The organism is Glutamicibacter sp. MOO4, from assembly GCF_056934395.1.
In genome coordinates this window covers 1,422,694-1,440,762 of sequence record NZ_CM167800.1, presented here as the reverse complement: position 1 = coordinate 1,440,762, position 18,069 = coordinate 1,422,694, and the positions used below count along the sequence as shown (strand labels likewise).

18 protein-coding genes and 1 tRNA gene are annotated in these 18,069 nt (G+C 54.4%); 8 read left to right on the top strand and 11 right to left on the bottom strand.

What is annotated here, in order from left to right; all coding sequences use genetic code 11:
- Positions 1–44 precede the first annotated feature (44 nt).
- Genes AC1Z3F_RS06695 through AC1Z3F_RS06685 form a run of 3 tightly spaced genes read right to left on the bottom strand, consistent with a single transcriptional unit; the run spans position 45 to position 2,729 of the window.
- Entirely contained in the window at positions 45–983 is a 939-nt protein-coding gene (locus AC1Z3F_RS06695) for a COX15/CtaA family protein (RefSeq protein ID WP_262197566.1), read from the bottom strand.
- A gap of 31 nt (positions 984–1,014) precedes the next feature.
- Positions 1,015–1,776 (bottom strand): ABC transporter permease, encoded by a 762-nt coding sequence (locus tag AC1Z3F_RS06690; RefSeq protein WP_262197567.1) that lies wholly within the window; start codon positions 1,774–1,776, stop codon positions 1,015–1,017.
- Positions 1,773–2,729: an ABC transporter ATP-binding protein gene (locus tag AC1Z3F_RS06685; RefSeq protein ID WP_483566837.1), complete on the bottom strand. Its 957-nt coding sequence runs from the start codon at positions 2,727–2,729 to the stop codon at positions 1,773–1,775. The genes AC1Z3F_RS06690 and AC1Z3F_RS06685 overlap by 4 nt, the downstream gene beginning before the upstream one ends.
- Positions 2,730–2,920: 191 nt before the next feature.
- On the opposite strand from AC1Z3F_RS06685, the gene AC1Z3F_RS06680 reads away from it, so the two are divergent.
- The 5 genes from AC1Z3F_RS06680 to AC1Z3F_RS06660 all read left to right on the top strand — a co-directional run bounded on the left by AC1Z3F_RS06680 (position 2,921) and on the right by AC1Z3F_RS06660 (position 7,621).
- A complete protein-coding gene (locus AC1Z3F_RS06680) occupies positions 2,921–3,706 on the top strand; it encodes a helix-turn-helix transcriptional regulator (protein WP_131088404.1) in 786 nt (261 codons plus the stop codon).
- Positions 3,703–5,163: a Fe-S cluster assembly protein SufB gene (gene sufB / locus AC1Z3F_RS06675; RefSeq protein ID WP_131088403.1), complete on the top strand. Its 1,461-nt coding sequence runs from the start codon at positions 3,703–3,705 to the stop codon at positions 5,161–5,163. Before AC1Z3F_RS06680 ends, sufB begins: the two co-directional genes overlap by 4 nt.
- Before the next feature lie 2 nt (positions 5,164–5,165).
- The gene (gene sufD, locus AC1Z3F_RS06670) at positions 5,166–6,446 is read left to right on the top strand and encodes a Fe-S cluster assembly protein SufD (protein WP_483566836.1); all 1,281 of its coding nucleotides are present in this window, start codon (positions 5,166–5,168) and stop codon (positions 6,444–6,446) included.
- 61 nt (positions 6,447–6,507) lie between these two features.
- Positions 6,508–7,266 (top strand): Fe-S cluster assembly ATPase SufC, encoded by a 759-nt coding sequence (gene sufC, locus AC1Z3F_RS06665; protein ID WP_131088401.1) that lies wholly within the window; start codon positions 6,508–6,510, stop codon positions 7,264–7,266.
- 10 nt (positions 7,267–7,276) lie between these two features.
- Positions 7,277–7,621: a metal-sulfur cluster assembly factor gene (locus tag AC1Z3F_RS06660; protein WP_131088400.1), complete on the top strand. Its 345-nt coding sequence runs from the start codon at positions 7,277–7,279 to the stop codon at positions 7,619–7,621.
- A 118-nt stretch (positions 7,622–7,739) separates the two neighbouring features.
- Here AC1Z3F_RS06660 and AC1Z3F_RS06655 read toward each other — a convergent pair whose 3' ends face one another.
- From AC1Z3F_RS06655 to AC1Z3F_RS06630, 6 genes are all read right to left on the bottom strand, one after another.
- Complete coding sequence (locus AC1Z3F_RS06655) at positions 7,740–8,903, bottom strand: thiolase family protein (protein WP_483566835.1); 1,164 nt, start codon at positions 8,901–8,903, stop codon at positions 7,740–7,742.
- Positions 8,900–10,336: a class I adenylate-forming enzyme family protein gene (locus tag AC1Z3F_RS06650; protein WP_262197572.1), complete on the bottom strand. Its 1,437-nt coding sequence runs from the start codon at positions 10,334–10,336 to the stop codon at positions 8,900–8,902. The genes AC1Z3F_RS06655 and AC1Z3F_RS06650 overlap by 4 nt, the downstream gene beginning before the upstream one ends.
- Before the next feature lie 3 nt (positions 10,337–10,339).
- Positions 10,340–10,918 carry a biotin transporter BioY gene (locus AC1Z3F_RS06645; RefSeq protein WP_131088397.1) on the bottom strand — a complete coding sequence of 193 codons (579 nt, stop codon included), beginning with the start codon at positions 10,916–10,918 and terminating at the stop codon, positions 10,340–10,342.
- Between the two features lie 46 nt (positions 10,919–10,964).
- A complete protein-coding gene (locus AC1Z3F_RS06640; RefSeq protein ID WP_444613568.1) occupies positions 10,965–11,570 on the bottom strand; it encodes an energy-coupling factor transporter transmembrane component T family protein in 606 nt (201 codons plus the stop codon).
- Positions 11,567–12,256, bottom strand: a complete 690-nt coding sequence (locus AC1Z3F_RS06635; RefSeq protein ID WP_483566834.1) for an energy-coupling factor ABC transporter ATP-binding protein — start codon at positions 12,254–12,256, stop codon at positions 11,567–11,569. The genes AC1Z3F_RS06640 and AC1Z3F_RS06635 overlap by 4 nt, the downstream gene beginning before the upstream one ends.
- A gap of 149 nt (positions 12,257–12,405) precedes the next feature.
- Complete coding sequence (locus tag AC1Z3F_RS06630) at positions 12,406–13,128, bottom strand: LysE family translocator (protein WP_483566833.1); 723 nt, start codon at positions 13,126–13,128, stop codon at positions 12,406–12,408.
- A gap of 156 nt (positions 13,129–13,284) precedes the next feature.
- Here AC1Z3F_RS06630 and AC1Z3F_RS06625 point away from each other — a divergent pair, with 156 nt between their 5' ends.
- Positions 13,285–13,731, top strand: coding sequence for an Lrp/AsnC family transcriptional regulator (locus AC1Z3F_RS06625; protein ID WP_262197574.1), 447 nt, complete (start codon positions 13,285–13,287; stop codon positions 13,729–13,731).
- A 14-nt stretch (positions 13,732–13,745) separates the two neighbouring features.
- On the opposite strand, the gene AC1Z3F_RS06620 is transcribed toward AC1Z3F_RS06625, so the two are convergent.
- Together AC1Z3F_RS06620 and AC1Z3F_RS06615 are read right to left on the bottom strand one after the other, a co-directional pair.
- The gene (locus AC1Z3F_RS06620; RefSeq protein ID WP_444613565.1) at positions 13,746–14,945 is read right to left on the bottom strand and encodes an MFS transporter; all 1,200 of its coding nucleotides are present in this window, start codon (positions 14,943–14,945) and stop codon (positions 13,746–13,748) included.
- Positions 14,946–15,336: 391 nt separating this feature from the next.
- Positions 15,337–15,410: transfer RNA gene (locus AC1Z3F_RS06615), tRNA-Arg, on the bottom strand.
- A 358-nt stretch (positions 15,411–15,768) separates the two neighbouring features.
- Between AC1Z3F_RS06615 and AC1Z3F_RS06610 the strand changes: the two genes are divergently transcribed.
- Positions 15,769–16,218, top strand: a complete 450-nt coding sequence (locus AC1Z3F_RS06610) for a single-stranded DNA-binding protein (RefSeq protein WP_483566832.1) — start codon at positions 15,769–15,771, stop codon at positions 16,216–16,218.
- Between the two features lie 113 nt (positions 16,219–16,331).
- Complete coding sequence (gene ettA, locus AC1Z3F_RS06605) at positions 16,332–18,014, top strand: energy-dependent translational throttle protein EttA (protein WP_131088390.1); 1,683 nt, start codon at positions 16,332–16,334, stop codon at positions 18,012–18,014.
- Positions 18,015–18,069 lie beyond the last annotated feature (55 nt).

Sequence of the window (18,069 nt, the reverse complement as noted above, 5' to 3'; positions counted from 1 at the left end):
GCCATGCATTTTAGTTGCATGGCCACCCGAGCGTTACGCCGAGACTAGTTGTCGACTCGCTGATACTTCGGAAGAAGCGAAGTTCGATCCCAGGTATCTGTACTGGATACCAGCAACAGGCTGGCCCCAAGCATATGCAGGAGAACCAAACCGATTGGTAGCCCGGTGAAGTGTTGGGTATATCCGATAGCGGCTTGGATAAGGATGACTACCACCAGCCACCAGACGGAAGTGCGCAGGCGCCGGTTCACATCCGACTTGCGAGTCATGATGATCAGGGCGATTGTCGCGATAACCAGCAGGTAGACCGGGGCAGTGTGCATCCGCGTCACCAACGATGGATCAAACATGTGCCTTGGCGCAGTTGCGTCACCTGCGTGCGGCCCGGTGCCGGTGACGATGGTGCCAAGAATGACTGAAACGATTGAGAAGATCCAGGCAGCAGTCGAAACCTGTCGAAGGCTCTTGGTAGCCGGGGGACTTACTTGCTTCTTGAGCTCGGTACGAGTGCGGTTCACCAGGAGCGTGGCCAGCATGACCAACGTTCCGGAAAGCAGGAAGTGCAAGGAAACTATCCATGGATTCAGCCCGGTCAGCACCGTAATGCCACCAATGACGCCCTGAGCAGGGATACCCAGAAGCAGAATCAGGCCCAACTTAAAAATGGTTGAGTGGCTGCGACGCATCGACCAAACCGAAATCAGGAACGCGATGGCAATGAACAGCAAAACGAAAGTCAGCGTGCGGTTTCCGAACTCGATGATGCCGTGAATTCCCATTTCAGGAACGGGCGTCATGGATCCTGGAACACAATTCGGCCAACGTGAACAACCTAAACCAGACTTGGTCAGGCGGACAGCCCCACCGGTGACGATGATGCCAACTTGCGAAACCAGAGAAGCGATAGCTAGGCCGTGCACCAAAGGCGTGATTTTTGTTGGCAACCTGCTGGCCCAGCTTTGTGCGGATAGGTCTGAAGACATGGGAATCTCCCTTAGAGACTAATTCGGTAGCTTAGTTCCACTTGAACAGCTTGATGGCGGCGAAGGATGCAGCTGCGGACCACAAGAGAAGGAAAATCAGTCCAGCAATGCTGAAGTGTCCTGAAATTAATGCGTCGCGCATTGCATCGCCCAAGGCCGCAGAGGGCAAGGCGTTCAAGGTGGGCTGAATCCACGCCGGCGCCATGCTCAGTGGATACAAGACGCCACCAGCGCCAGCTAGCAGGATCCAAGCGAGGTTGGTGATCGCCAAGGTTGCTTCTGGCCTAACGGTTCCGGCAATCAGCAGACCCAGAGAGGTGAATGCGGCCGCGCCTAGGAGCAAGAACAGGATTCCTGGGGCGATACCCGCAAGGTTTGGATGCCAGCCCATGAACAGGCCCACAGCGGTGATCAGCACAACCTGAATAACCAAGACGGTCAGCACGGCAATAACCTTGCCGAAAATCAGACCAGCCTTACCCAGGGGAGTAGTGGAGAACATCGTCAACACACCGTAACGGCGATCAAAGCCGGTACCGATGCCCTGACCAGTGAAGGCTGTTGAAATAACGCACAGTGCCAACACGCCGGGGACTGCGGCGTCGATATTTCGTTCCGCTACACCCTCGATCAGATCGGTGACGTTCAGAACGACCAATGCAATCAGCGGCATAACCACGGCAAGGATGAGCTGCTCACCATTGCTGAGCATCTGAATGGACTCGTACTTACCCTGAGCGAGAATACGTTTGAGCGGCGATGTGGCGTTTGACGTTGCTACTGGCTGGCTCATGCGCGTTCCTCCTTTTGTGCGAATTCGAGGAACACATCTTCGAGGCTGCGTGATTGAAGGTTGAGCTGCGTGGGCAGAATACCTTCTTGGACCCACCAGGTGGTTAACCAGTTCAGGTGTTCGGGGGAGCTGACACCGTCCAAGCGGTATTCGCCGAGAGAGGTTTCTGAAAGGTGTAAACCAGCAGGCGGTTCTGGAAGGACTAGGCCAGCCGGTGCCGCAAAGGCAATTGGCCGGGTGTCTTGATCTTCGGCAGCTCGCTCGATCAGTTCGGCAACGGTGCCTTGGGCGACGGTGCAGCCCTTATCGATGATGTAGACGTAGTCGCTTAGGCGCTGGGCGTCATCCATGAGGTGAGTGGTGAGAATAATTGCCTTGCCGGCATCACGCAGCTCAGAGATCAAATCAAAAACGACTTGACGCGACTGTGGGTCCAACCCGGCGCTGGGCTCATCAAGGAAAAGAACTTCTGGATCGCCAGCTAGCGCAATAGCCATGGCTACACGCTGCTTTTGGCCGCCGGAGAGTCGGCGAATAGTTCTGGTCCCAAAAGACTCGAGATCTAGTCGTGTGATCAACGCATCAATGTCGATGGGGTTCTTATACAAGGATGCGACGTGTCGCAGCAACGGCACTGGCCGCATCGAGGGGGGAAGTCCGCCGTCTTGAAGCATAACGCCCACCCGCGATCGAAGGTCGGGGTTGTCGCCGAAGGGATCCTGACCCAGTAGCTCGACCGTGCCACCGTTGGGTTGCAGTAAGCCTTGGGCGCAGGCCAGGGTGGTGGATTTGCCGGCGCCATTTGCCCCGAGCAGCGTGGTGATCTGGCCGGGGTAAGCCTTCAGGGTCACTGACTCTAGGACGCGCAGCATGCGGTTGTCCAAGGCTGGGACTGGCCCTAAATCTTTGGCCAGTTCATTGATGATCAGACGGGGGGTTTGGGAAGACACCAAAACATTCTACGACATGTCGAAGTTGGAATTTTGAGGACTGTGTCACCAAGACTCGCGGTCACCGACTAGGGGCGAGAGAATGGAAAGAGAAGTTCTTACTTAAGAGGTATCGGATGACGAGGTGGGCAAGCTCTCACTTAGTAAGCCCTTCCTTACTAGACCTAGAGCAAAAATTTACGCATGATTGTGTTGTGTATTCATCAAATTTAGACTCAGCTAGTGGCTCCACTGCCGAAACAGTTGGTGCAGTTGGGGATACCGAAGAACGCACGCGCGATCGTGTTCTCTACGCAGTACTAGAGGACGGACCTGTGAGTGCAGCGGAGCTGGGCAACAAGCTTGGCTTCACTCCGGCAGCAGTACGCCGTCACCTTGACGCTCTCTCGAAGTCGGGACTTGTTGAAGTGAAACTGGTAGCAAACCAGAAGTCGGGCGCCGGACGCCCGTCACGTCGCTACGTGCTTTCGCACCGCGGCCAGACGAAGCTCGGCAACGACTACTTGGAAATCGCTACCGACGCACTAAAGATGCTCGGCGATGCGGCAGGAGACGATGCGATTCGCACCTTCGCGCGTAATCGTTTCGCACAAATGGAGACCCGATACGCGAAAGCGTTGATCGGTGTTGAAGGACTGGAAGCACGAGCCGAAGTTCTAAGCAATTTGCTTAGCGCGGACGGGTTTGTGGGGTACAGCCGAAAAGTTGATACAAAAGTGGCAACCGCTTTGATGCATAGCGTTCAGCTGTGTCAGGGCCACTGCCCAATACAAGACTTGGCACGAGAGTTTCCGGTGTTTTGCGACATGGAAACTGAAATGTTCGCCAGATTGCTTGGAGTCGACGTTCGACGATTGTCGACCTTGGCTGGCGGCGGACACGTGTGCACGACCCACATCCCTGTGGGGCGTGAAAAGGCGCCAATGCGCGCCGAGAAGAGAACTCGAATTCAGTTCACGAAGCAGGAGAGGCCGCGATGACGGATCAGATTGCACAGGAGTCAGCAGACCCAGGTGTAATTTCCGAAATTCTGGAGAAGAACCCCGAACTCCAAGGAATCGGCAATTACGAATATGGCTGGTCAGATAAGAACGACGCGGGTGCTAACGCTCGCCGCGGCGTTGACAAGGACGTTGTGGCGAACATTTCCGCCCTCAAGTCCGAGCCAGAATGGATGCTGGACCGCCGCCAGAAGGCGCTGAAGTACTTCGACCGCAAGCCAATGCCAACCTGGGGTCCAGACCTCTCGGGCATTGACTTCGACAACATCAAGTACTTCGTGCGTTCCACCGAGAAGCAAGCAACCACTTGGGATGAGCTTCCTGAAGACATCAAGAACACCTACGACAAGTTGGGTATTCCTGAGGCTGAAAAGCAGCGCCTAGTTTCCGGTGTTGCCGCTCAGTACGAGTCTGAGGTTGTTTACCACCAGCTGCGTGAGGACCTTGAAGCTCAGGGCGTCATCTTCCTTGATACCGATACCGGTCTGAAGGAACACCCAGAGATCTTCCAGGAGTACTTCGGCTCGGTAATCCCAGCAGGCGATAACAAGTTCGCTTCGTTGAACACCGCAGTATGGTCCGGTGGCTCTTTCGTTTACGTTCCTAAGGGCGTACACGTAGAAATCCCACTGCAGGCCTACTTCCGTATTAACACGGAGAACATGGGTCAGTTCGAGCGCACCTTGATCATCGCTGATGAAGGATCTTACGTTCACTACATCGAGGGTTGCACCGCCCCGATCTACCAGTCTGATTCGCTGCACTCGGCAGTTGTGGAAATCATCGTGAAGAAGAACGCTCGCGTTCGCTACACGACGATCCAGAACTGGTCGAACAACGTGTACAACCTGGTGACCAAGCGCGCTATCTGTGAAGAAGGCGCAACCATGGAGTGGGTCGATGGCAACATCGGTTCCAAGGTCACCATGAAGTACCCTGCGGTCTACCTTGTTGGCGAGCACGCCAAGGGCGAGACCCTGTCCATCGCTTTCGCAGGCGAAGGCCAGCACCAGGACACCGGTTCCAAGATGGTTCACATCGCTCCGAACACCTCCTCGGCCATTGTTGCCAAGTCGGTTGCTCGTAACGGTGGACGCTCGGCTTACCGTGGTCTGGTTCAGGTTCAGGAAGGTGCCAAGGGCACCAAGAACTCGGTGGTCTGTGACGCGTTGCTGGTTGACCAGATTTCGCGTTCGGACACGTACCCATACATCGACGTTCGTGAAGACGACGTCACCATGGGCCACGAGGCGACCGTTTCCCGCGTTTCCGAAGAGCAGCTGTTCTACCTCATGTCCCGCGGTATGGCCGAGGACGAGGCAATGGCGATGATCGTGCGTGGCTTCGTTGAGCCAATTGCGCGTGAGCTTCCTATGGAATACGCGCTGGAACTGAACCGCCTTATTGAACTTCAGATGGAAGGATCGGTCGGTTAAGAATGTCGGAGACCACCACCCACATCCCAGATGAGAAGGTGCGCATTGGCGCTCCATCCATTCCTGGTTTCACCGAAGAGGGCGAAGATCTTTCGCCGATCAACGATAATGACAGCTCGCCACTAGGCGGTGCCTCCACCAAGGCACACAGCCACGGTGGCGGAGTTGCTGCTCCGGATTCTTCGCGTGCCGGTCGTTTGACCAGCACCAACGTTGAGGATTTCGCAAAGCTGACCGGTCGTGAAGAAGACTGGCGTTTCACCCCTTTGAAGCGACTTAAGGGCCTGCACAGTGATGACCTCACTGGCGCAGCTCCAAAGGTTGAACTCACCGGAAATGACATCGCCAAGCTTTCGGTTGTGTCTGCAGATGATTCCCTCAACGGTGTAGCGCATGCTCCGGATGATCGCGTTTCAGCCAATGCTTGGAAGTTCGCTTCCGAGACTCAGGTTGTGACCATTCCGAAGAATGCTGAAGGCGCTAACGCTAGCCTTCGCATCACCGGCGAATCGTTGGTTCCTGCCGCTCAGCACCTGATCATTGTTGCTGAAGAAAACTCAGAAGCTACCGTGATCTTGGATCACGTTGGCTCGGCAGTACTGGCACAGAACATCGAATTTGATGTTCGCGCCAACGCCCGTTTGACTGTGATTTCACTGCAGGCTTGGGAAGATGACGCAGTACACGCTTCCTCGCAGCAGGCACTGGTTGCCCAGGGCGCTAAGTTCAAGCACATCGTTGTTTCCTTCGGTGGCGACTTGGTTCGTGTGAACCCATCGGCTCGCTTCACCGGCGAACGTGCGGAAGTTGAGCTTTACGGCCTGTACTTCGCAGATCCCGGCCAGCACCTTGAGCACCGTCTGTTCGTCGACCACGCAGTTCCTAACTGCAAGTCGAACGTTCTTTACAAGGGCGCGCTGCAGGGCAAGGACGCACACACTGTTTGGGTTGGCGACGTGCTGATCCAGAAGGAAGCTGTGGGTACCGATTCCTACGAAGCTAACCGCAACTTGGTTCTGACCGACGGCGCTCGCGCTGACTCGGTTCCAAACCTGGAAATCGAAACTGGTTTGATCGATGGTGCTGGACACGCATCGACCACCGGTCGCTTCGATGATGAGCACCTCTTCTACCTGATGGCTCGCGGTATCGACGAAAAGACCGCACGCCGCTTGGTAGTCCGTGGCTTCCTGAACGAAATCGTTCAGCAAATCGGCGACGAAGCTCTCCAGGAGCGACTGACCGACACCATCGAAGAAGAATTGGCTGCTACCGAGCACTAGGTAGTACTCGCTTCACCAGCTTTTTAGCCTTAGAGCTTTTTAGAAAGAAACGGAACGACGTATGTCTACTCTGGAAATCAAAGACCTGCACGTCTCTATTGACACCGAGCAGGGCGAGAAAGAAATTCTCAAGGGTGTAACCCTGAGCATCAAGACCGGCGAGACCCACGCAATTATGGGTCCTAACGGTTCGGGTAAGTCGACCTTGGCTTCGACCATCGCTGGCCACCCACGCTACAACGTCACCTCCGGCTCCATCACCCTCGACGGTGAAAACGTGCTGGAAATGAGCGTTGACGAGCGCGCTAAGGCTGGCCTGTTCTTGGCTATGCAGTACCCAGTTGAGGTACCAGGCGTAACCATGACCAACTTCCTGCGTACCGCTAAGACCGCAATCGACGGAGAAGCTCCGAAGCTGCGTACTTGGACCAAGGACGTCAAGGAAGCTATGGGCAAGCTCAAGATTGACGCCGACTTCGCTGGTCGTAACGTCAACGAAGGCTTCTCCGGTGGCGAGAAGAAGCGTGTTGAGATCCTTCAGCTGGAACTGTTCAAGCCTAAGTTCGCCATTCTCGACGAGACCGACTCGGGCTTGGACGTTGACGCACTGAAGATCGTATCTGAGGGCGTGAACCGCGCACAGGATGAGAACAACATGGGTACCTTGTTGATCACCCACTACACTCGCATCCTGCGTTACATCAAGCCTGACTTCGTTCACGTGTTTGTCGACGGTCACGTTGCTGAACAGGGCGGCCCGGAGCTTGCTGACCGTCTGGAAGACGAAGGCTACGACCGCTACCTGAACGTCAAGGCCTAAAGGTATTTCAATGACTGAATCAACCGAGCAGAGCGTAGGAGCCGTTTCGACTCCTCTGGAAGATGTTGAGGAAGCACTTAAGGACGTTATTGACCCGGAACTGGGTGTTAATATCGTTGACTTGGGGCTGCTCTACGGTTTGAAGTACGCAGAAGATGGCGTGCTAATTCTTGATCTCACGTTGACCACCGCAGCTTGCCCGCTCACCGACATTATCGAGGAGCAGGTTTCAAAGGCGTTGGAGAACATCGTTGATGATCACCGTCTGAATTGGGTTTGGATGCCACCTTGGGGTCCAGAACGCATCACCGATGACGGTCGCGATCAGATGCGAGCCCTTGGGTTCAACATCTAATTTCGACTCCTAAAACGCGAGTCGCTACAGATCCGAAAAGATCCGTAGCGACTCGCGTTTTTTGTTTGAGTTAGAGACTGTGCTGAAAATACGGGTTACTGTACGACGCGAGTAGAGATCAATTGATGACTGTTTCAAACCCGATGGCGCTACCTGTGCCGCCGGCCGCAGCCATCAATGCGAAAGCCCGTTGCCCAGACAGATTCATTCGCCGTGCTTGAGAAAATAGCCGCGTGACTAGAATAGCTCCACTAGCGCCGTAGGGGTGCCCAATTGCTAAGGCTCCGCCTTCTCGATTGACTGACTCGGGAGCGATCCCCAATTGGTCAAGACAGGCCAGCGCTTGGACGGCGAAGGCTTCATTAAACTCAATCAGCGGCTCGTACTGCTGTGGTGCGTCCTCCAGAAGCTTTGAAAGTTTTTGATAGGCAGGTGCAGCGGCCATCCCCAAAATTTCAGGATCACATCCGGCAGAGGACGATGCGAGATAACGCAGGGCAAACTGCGGCTGCAGCTTCTCAATAACCTTCTTGCTGACCAAGAGCACAGCGCTTGCCCCGTCATTGATCGGGCAAGAATTTCCTGCCGTCACGCTTCCGCCTTCCACAAAAGCGGGTTTGAGCGTAGCCAGCTTCTTGGCACTGAGCGTGGATCTAGGACACGTGTCTTCCTCGATGAGTCCAGAGGCGGTCTTCACTGGAACTAGTTCATCGCGAAAGACGCCATCCACCGCAGCTTGCACTGCGCGTTGGTGGCTTTGCAAGGCAAAGGCATCCTGCCGAGCCCGACTCACACCGAATCGTGCAGCAATGTTTTCTGCAGCGGTACCCATGTCTGGATCGGGGTCTGGAAACGGAGTGAATCTTGCTCGTGAATAGAGTCTTGGCGGCGAGATGGAAGACGTCTGCTTTTCGACCCGCCAGGGCGCGGTGCTGACCGATTCCACACCACCAGCAAGTACAATCTGAGCCTCGCCACAACGAATCATGCGTGCGCCGGCTGCAATGGCCTCTAACGCGCTAGCGCACTGTGCATCCAGAGAGGTAGCTCCAACTGATGAAGGTAGGCTCGAAGCGAGCGCCGCGACGCGCGCAATATTGCCGCCCGGTCCTGCGGCATTTCCAACGAACACGTGATCAACGCTCGCCGGCGACACTCCACAGCGTTCGAGCAGGGCATCAAAAACCGGTGCCAAAAGTTGTTCGGCGTTTGTGCGGGCGTACTCTTTACCTGCCCTAACGATCGGCGTGCGTAGTGCATTAATGACAAAGGCGTCAGTCATCGTAGTCGCAATCTTTGTAGGAATTCTTTGGAGCCTTCGCCCAGATGCAATAGGGTCGCCTTGCCGCTGAAAGTTTGCGGCCAACGGCTCATGAATATGACTTCGTGGGGGATTTTGTAGGTGGGCAGGAATTCTCCGAGCTCGGATAAGAGGTCCTGGCCATCAACAGGTGTGGAGCAGACGAAGGCGACGAGGCGTTCATTTCCGTCACTGCCCTGGACCTGGATCTTTATCTGAGGCAATCCGACTCGGACAAAAGCCTGTTCTATTTCTTGGACGTAGATGTTGTTGCCGTGCAGATTCAGCATTCCGTCACCGCGCCGCAAGAAAGTTATCTCGCGATTACCCGATACCTTTGCCATGTCGCAGATGCTTGTCGAAGTGTGGCATCTGGCCATGGGTGGGGCGGTCTCGGCCAAGTAATCAATCGCGTTAAACGGACTTTGAACAAATACGCGTCCCGTGCCAGTGTGCAGATCCTTGTCGTGCAGGTGAACTTCTACCTCTGGGAACAATGTCCCAACGAAGTTGTTGGAAGCCATACCTCCGGGGACGCGTTTCGCATAGGCAATCAGACTGTGTTCGCTGCTCCCAAAGTATTCAACGCAGTGCCTCACGGAGACAAGACTATGTAATTGGTTCACGACTACGGGACGTAGTGATTCTCCGCCGCTAACCACGCAGGTCACGTGGCCAAGCAGGTTGGCATCTATGCTGTTGAGCATCAGTTCCAGAATGGTGGGAACGCTGACAATTCTGTTGCACCTGAAGCGCTTGAGAAGCGTGCGGGTTCCGTCCACATTCCATCGACCGGTGCCCACGAATGTTCCACCGGTGTGTAAGGATTCCACCAGCGAGTACAGTCCGAGACCATGGGATATTGGACCGGGAGAAAGCGTGATCGAAGCTGAGGTTGCTCCCAATATGTCTGCACCGGAAGCTATGGATGTGGTCCAGGATTCAGCGGTCCTGACAATTGCCTTGGGTCGTGATGTTGTACCCGAAGTGCAGATGATCAGTAGTTCACGTTTGGGTGAATTGGCACGGGTGATCCGTGGGCCAGTTGAACCACTCTGGGGGAGTGGAACCAGCTTGAAGGTGTCGGCATCAAGACATTCCGGTAAGTCCTGGGAGATCAGATGGGTACACTGAAGCAGATTGATCATTGAACGCAGGAGCGCTTCAGGCCAAGCTGGGTCGAGCACTACTAAGGTCTTGCCCGCCAGCGCAGTTCCTTGGAAGCCGACAGCCATCTGAACGGGGTCGCTGGTCAGTATTCCAATTCGTTGATTTGGAACAGCATCCAGCGTTGTAGCCAGTTGCTGGGCGTAGTCGGCTAGCTGAGAATAGGTCAGCTGGCCGACGGTAGAAGCAACGGCTAGATGATCGGGGCGTTGTTGGGACCAATGATTCAGAGCGGTCCAGTAATCCATGGCTTACTTCATCAGCCCACGGTAACTACGGTGCACGGTTAGGGCCACCAAGGTGGTCACGACTGCCTTGAACAGATCGCCAGGTAGGAACGCCGCTGAACCAAGCAGCGAGGTGCCTAGGTCCAGTCCGGTAACCATTGCAGTCCAAGGGACACCACAGAGATAGATGCCTCCGATGCCGCCGGCGATCACGGAGAGTAATCCTGCAAAGAACTGGGCCGTCTTGCCAGTAATCCGCAACACCCAGTACTTGAACAGTGCACCGATGATCAGGGACCCTAGAATCCATCCCAAGAGGTATCCGCCGGTTGGGCCCAAGAATACGCCGAACCCGCCACGTCCTCCGGCGAGCAAGGGCAACCCAGCCAAGGCCAGAACAACGACGACTAGTGAAGCCATAGCACCACGCCATGGACCGAGCAACGCTCCGGCCAACATGACTCCGAGAGTTTGCAACGTGATCGGCACGGGGATGATTCCAAGCGTGATCGGAGGAAGCAAACCCATGGCGGCGATCATCGCGGCGAAGACGGCAATGTAGACAGTGTTCTTGGTTTGTGAGGTGGAAGTTGAAGAAGTCATAGATTTTCCTAGGGAGAGCAAGAGTAAGGGAGAAATCGGTGTGAAGCTAGCGCCGTGTCGGTGCCGAATCGTAGCCGCGGGCATCGAGTGCCTCCGCAGTTTCGTCTGCGATTTTTAGTGAACGTACGACCAGTGGGACCGTGACGGCCAGCGGGTTGTTAGCCAAGCCCCGAGCATGTTGCGCTTCTCGGACCTCAATGTAGACCTTTTTCAATTCAGGAATGAAGCGAATAGTCATTGAGAGAGCCAATGCGATTTGATCTGGATTTCCGCCCACGTAGCGTAGTGGCGAGGCAACTTGCTGAAAGAGTTCCAGCATCTCTGAAAAGCGCGTGGTGAGACTGACCGAATAAGCCAATAGACACATGGTCAACAGGCGTAGAACCGAGCGAAGAGCGTTTAGCCAGTCCGTTTGTATCCCTAGCAGGATAAAAACGACACCAAGAATGATGGTGATGGAGATCAATGGTCCGCGAAGGAATTTCATTGGTACACGTGCGGTGGCCAGCAAGAACACACTGAGCACGAATGCCACCAGCAGGACCTGCCACGAAGTAATCATGTAGAGCGCGATGCTCAGTACCAGCAGGCTTCCAAACTTCCATCCGGGCTTTATGCGCGAAAGGTACGAGGTATTGTGAGCCGCGATCATGCGTGACTCCATGCCCGGTAGTGGTCGATTGCGGCATCGGCGGGCCCGTCGAACGCAATGTGTCCATCGGTCACGACGAGCACACGTTCAAAGTCTTCGAGGATTTCCAGGTCATGGGTAATCACGATGGCTCTTTGTGAGAGCCTGGATACTTCGCGTTGAAAGCCAAGCCTGTTGCGCAAGTCGAGCATGGTTGTTGGCTCATCAAAAACGATGGTCCGAGGGCGCATCGCTAGGACTGAAGCCAGTGCCACCATTTGTTGCTCGCCACCGGAGAGCGTATGGCTTTCACGATCTGCGAGGTGGGAGATGTTCAGCTCGGACAAGGTTTCCGCGACGCGTTGCTGCCGCTCATTTTTACTCATCCCCAGGTTCTTTAGCCCAAAAGCAATATCTTCGGAGACGATCGGCATGATGATTTGATTGGCGGGATTCTGAAAAACAAATCCCACTTGACGCCTGATCTGCTTGGAGTGTTGCGTGGTGTTCAGCTCGCCGATATGAACCGAACCTTGGGTGGGAAGCACCAGTCCGTTGAGCAACCGTGACAACGTGCTTTTGCCGGCACCGTTGGCGCCAATGATGCCAATTCGCTGTTCATTCAGGGTGAGACTGACGTCTGTCAAAACGTCTCTGTCCTCATACCGAACAGTGACGTTCTCGATGCGGATTGGGGGTAGTTCCACAAAAGCTCCAGCGTGATGCTCTGAGCCAAACCGAACTTGCACGTCATTGTGGCGTTGGTCTGACTAACGGATCGGATGGTTGAAATACCATCGATAAAGAGCATACTTGATCACTGTTCAATTGTCTTGATCAGCGTTCAATAAATTAGCTATGCGACAAAAAATTGTTCGTAGATCAAGCCAAGCGCGAGGCACACCATAATGACACCCGAGCATAATGTGACGCCCCGAGCTACCTTTGGACGTGAGCGCAACAACGCCCTTGCTGCCATCGCGACGCTGAAGTAGACAACAATCGAAACGCCCACATGTGTTAGACCGTAGGTGGCGGTCTGAACGGAGATTGGCGCTGTTGCTGAGGTGTCCAGGTACTGTGGAATCAAGGCAACGTAGAGTAGTAACGCTTTGGGATTTGTTCCACTGGTCAGTAGGCCACGCAGGTACGGGCTTCGTGAAATTATGGAACCTTTGGGCTTGGACATGACCGCAACGGAACCCTCGCTCAGCGGTGTGCGACTTTCTGCTGGTACAAAATCTGTAGAGTCGACGCTAGAAGGACTGGAAGCCTCGGCTGGATCATAAAACTTCGCACGTTTGAATGACGCCAGCGTGGAGATGCCGAGCCAGAGTAGGTAGAAGGAGCCAGCAACGGTTAACCACATCAAAGCAGTTGGTGAACTGGCGACCAAAGCTGCGATTCCGCAAACCAACAGTGCCGTGTGCAAAAGGTAGCCGGAGATGAGACCCCAGATTGCTGGCCGGTAGCTGCGCTGGCCGAGGGCTGCCGAAATGATGTATGCCCAATCGGCTCCTGGGGTGCACGCCAAAGTAACTGAGACTAGGAGAAATCCTGCAATTTGAGCGAGGTCCATAAGTCCGTCTCCTAGGTATCAATCAGCGTTGAATCAACCATAGGAAATTTCACTCAAAATGTGTTTGCTGATTTTTGGGAGGAATCCGAACTTTGTGCAAGAAAAGCGTACTTTCTGACGAGTTGGCGCAAACTATTTGTGCGCTACGCTGGCATCATGGACAAATTGGATCGCGCGATACTCGCTGAACTGCAGATTGACGGTCGTATCAGCGCTACGGCGTTGGCCACAAAGATTGGTCTGTCCGTAGCTCCGTGCCATCGACGTATTCGTGAGCTTGAGCGAACCGGAATCATTACGGGATATCAAGCCGTGATCGCTGCAGATCGGGTTGGTCTAGGTTTTGAAGCGCTCGTGTTTGTCACGCTCAAGGATCGTGCGCAGCTCAAAGATTTTGAGCTAGCCGTCGAAAAGGTGGATCTCATCGTTGACGCGCAACGACTTTTTGGTGAACCTGACTTTTTGCTCCGCGTTTTTGCCGAAGACCTCAGTCATTACCAGCGCGTTTATGACGATGTCTTGGTCGGACTACCTGGGGTTGAGAAGCTCACCAGTACCATCGTGATGCGTAACATCAAAGAGCGCGCCGTTATCCCTGTCTAGTTGCGCGAAGAGCTCTAGCGCGGGCGTCGGCTGACTCGGGGAGTTAGTAGAAGTGACATCACCAAGACGATCGCACAGATCCAGAGTGCTTGAGGCAGTCCGGTGCTGTCGACGATGAGTCCAATGAGTGGCGGGCCGCCAAGCATTGCACCATATCCGAAGGCGCTGATAATGCTTACAGCCTTGGGGCCCAGGCGTTCACTCCTGGAAGCTGCGATACTCATGCCGACGGGGAAGCCCAAAGAACTGCCAAGTCCCCACATTGCCGAACCCAAACCGATGAGATACGGATTGGCTCCGATGATGAACAGGCAAACGCCAACTAGTCCGATAGATCCCATGAACAGCAACGTGTTCTTGTGCCCAAGTCGGTCTACGAGCTGACCGCCAACAAAACGGCCCAACGTCATAGCCCCCACGAACAGCGTGAACATGAGCGCACCGTCCTGGTGCTTCAACCCGTGGCCGTCCACGGTGGCAACGGCTATCCAGTCGTTGGCAGCACCCTCTGCGAAGCTCAGCCCGGCAACCATCAGACCCAAGAGCATAAGTAGTCCGAGCTTGCGTGGTGGTGCCGAGGACTGCGCAGATTTCTCTTTGGCACGGTTTGCGAAGTTCTCGTTTTCCCACGAGGACAGTCCAAGATGGGCGACAAATGCCAACACGAGAATGGCTACGGATACAAAACTGAAATGCCAGATACTCGGGATGTGCAGTGCGATCGATGCTGTTGCCACGCCGGCTCCCAACAAAGAGCCTAGGCTGAAGTAACCGTGTAGCGAGGGCATGATGCTCCGCCCGAGTTCACGTTCAATTCGTGCACCGCTGACGTTCATCATGATGTCGAGGCAACCAAAAATGATGCCGTTGATAAACAAGGCAATGTAGGCCAGTGCCGTACTTTGAGTGATTGAGATGGCGATGCCGAGTATCGGAAGGCAAAGCGCAAGCCCCAGAGGCAGAGAACACAAGAGTCGTTTTGTGGGAACGTATCGACTGATGGTTGGGATGATTGCCAAGCCAATAAGTGTTCCGACGGTCATGCAAAGCAGGAACGAGCCGAGACCTAACCCGGAAAATCCTAGTACTGCATCGATAATCGAAAGCCGGCCGGCCCACGAAGCGAAGGAAAGTCCTGCAAGCAGGAATATTAGGTTGATACTGGTGCGCTCAGAGGGGACGAGCCGCTCTCGGATGGCGACCGGTTGAATCATGAGAAAATGTTGCCTCTCGGTTTCTATATTCCCTAGAGTTTATCGCAAAATTCGCCGCTAAGTTACCGTTCAGTTGCCCCATGTTTTGATTCAGCGAGGATGCGTGGCTCCTGTTAAGCGCGCGCACAGGAAACTGGCTGATCTCAGGCCATCAGGCGACGAAACTTATGAAGCTGGAAGGCGATAATTGCCCCTACGCGAGTCTTCAATTATTGCCAAATGAGGGCAGGGAATCGGTGCGGGAACATGCCGTGAGCCCTGTCTAGCAACTGCTAGACGCCAGGTTTTTCGAACGCTGTCCCATGGACTAAACCTGTCTAGCGAAGCAGGTATTCTCTCCACAAGAAAAAACCGCTGCTCACTTATTTTCAAAGTGAACAGCGGTTAAATGTGCCCCCGACCGGATTCGAACCGGTGACCTAGAGATTAGAAGGCTCTTGCTCTATCCAGCTGAGCTACGGAGGCTTAGCCGAAGAATAGTTTAGCTCATTGCCTACTAAAAATACGACTTGAGGCTACTAGGGCGAAGTTATCCATTTCCGCCTAATCAGGCAAGGTTATTTCAATTGACCAAAATCTCGGCCTACTTAACTGCAACGGCGTCTTCGCGATTCTAGGCACATCGTCTGGACCGGTGAGCCAGCCACTTCTAGTTCGAACGTCGCCGGAGCAGAACTTGGATCACCTCGGGCAACAAGGAGGGGCGATTGACTGGGTATCCACAATTCGCGGTCGTCGCTCTCTTGGGTAATCGAGCAGGCAGCACCATGAGGACTAACGCCGGGAACAGTCCTCGGTGTCCGGATTATAAGGAGTGGGTCCAGTGAGCGATCTAGTGACTATCCGTGCCATCGTTGGCACGGATCCGCAGTTGACCATTACCCAAAAAGGAGTTTCTGTTCTGAAGTTCCGAGCTGCTACTCACGAAAGGAAGCGAGATCTTGAATCAGGCCAATGGGCCGACGGGCCAACTAACTGGTATTCAGTCTCGGCTTTTCGAGGCTTGGCGGAGAACACCATGGAGTCACTGGCCCAAGGTGATCATGTGGTGATTTTCGGCAAGCTGCAGATCAGAGAATTCGAGAGAGCAGATGGTACGCGCGGAACAAGCGCCGATGTCGAAGCCTTCAGTGTTGGTCACGATCTTCGTTTTGGAACAAGCACCTTCACGAGAGTTCGTACGGACACCTCAGAAATTGAACGAGTATCGCATTCTGAATCTCAAACTGACGCAGATGCGAGTTGGCCAAAAGACCAGGGTCAAGCGGCCTGAATACTCATTGTTGGGTGGTGCTTGGCTCACTTAAGTGAATCCGAGCACCACCAAGCCAAAATAGTTGAGTTCGGATTCGGTTTTGCCCCCTATCACCGACTAGCCTTAACAACATGGCGGAATTCATTTATACGATGACCAAGGCTCGCAAGGCCGTTGGTGACAAAGTCATCCTTGACGATGTCAGCATGTCGTTCTTCCCAGGCGCCAAAATTGGTGTTGTGGGACCGAACGGTGCTGGTAAGTCAACGATCTTGAAGATCATGGCGGGTATCGACACCCCGTCCAACGGTGAAGCGCGGCTTTCACCAGGATATTCGGTGGGCATCCTGCTTCAGGAGCCACCGCTAAACGAAGAAAAGACCGTCCTGGGCAACGTCCAGGAAGGCGTAGGCGAGATCTACGAAAAGATCACTCGCTTCAACGAGATTTCCGAAGAGATGGCTCAAGAAGGTGCTGATTTCGACACCCTTCTTGAAGAAATGGGCAAGCTCCAAGAAGCTATCGACGCGGCCGATGCATGGGATATCGACAACCAGCTAGAACAGGCAATGGATGCATTGCGTTGCCCACCTGGCGATGAGTTGGTAACCCACCTCTCCGGTGGTGAGCGTCGTCGTGTTGCTCTTTGTAAGCTATTGCTGCAGAAGCCAGACCTGTTGCTGCTCGATGAGCCTACTAACCACTTGGACGCCGAGTCCGTACTTTGGCTGGAGCAGCACCTAGCTGCTTACCCAGGCGCAGTATTGGCAGTTACTCACGACCGTTACTTCCTCGACCACGTCGCCGAGTGGATTTGTGAAGTTGACCGAGGCCGTCTGCACCCATACGAGGGCAACTACTCCACTTACCTGGAGAAGAAGCGCGAGCGTATGGAAGTTCAGGGCAAAAAGGATCAGAAGCTTGCTAAGCGTCTGGCCGAAGAACTCGAATGGGTTCGCTCGAACGCGAAGGGACGTCAGACCAAGTCGAAGGCTCGTCTGGCTCGATATGAAGAAATGGCTGCGGAAGCTGAGCGCACCCGCAAGCTTGACTTTGAAGAGATCCAGATTCCACCTGGCCCACGTTTGGGTCAGCTTGTTATTGAGGCCAACGACCTCAAGAAGGGTTTCGGCGAACGTGTATTGATCGACGGACTATCCTTCTCGTTGCCTCGTAACGGCATCGTTGGTGTCATCGGTCCGAACGGTGTTGGTAAGTCAACTCTCTTCAAGACCATTGTTGGCATGGAAGAACTAGACGCTGGTTCGCTGAAGATTGGCGATACCGTCAAGATCTCGTACGTTGACCAGAACCGCGAAAACATTGATCCGACGAAGTCCCTGTGGGAAGTTGTGTCGGATGGCATGGACTACATCCAAGTTGGACAGGTTGAAATGCCTTCTCGCGCTTACGTCTCGGCCTTCGGTTTCAAGGGCCCAGACCAGCAGAAGAAGGCCGGCGTGCTTTCCGGTGGTGAGCGCAACCGTCTGAACTTGGCATTGACCCTGAAGCAGGGTGGCAACCTCTTGCTTCTCGATGAGCCAACTAACGACTTGGACGTTGAGACCCTTTCCTCATTGGAAAATGCTTTGCTTGATTTCCCAGGCTGTGCCGTCGTGGTCTCGCACGATCGTTGGTTCCTGGACCGAGTGGCAACCCACATCTTGTCCTACGAGGGCACCGAAGAGAACCCATCGAACTGGTACTGGTTCGAGGGCAACTTCGAGTCCTACGAAGCGAACAAGGTTGAGCGCCTGGGCGCCGATGCAGCTAAGCCTCATCGCGTGACTCACCGTCGACTGACTCGTGACTAGGAAGCTGTATAGCAATGGCCGCCACTTTTGTGGCGGCCATTGCTATATAACGAAG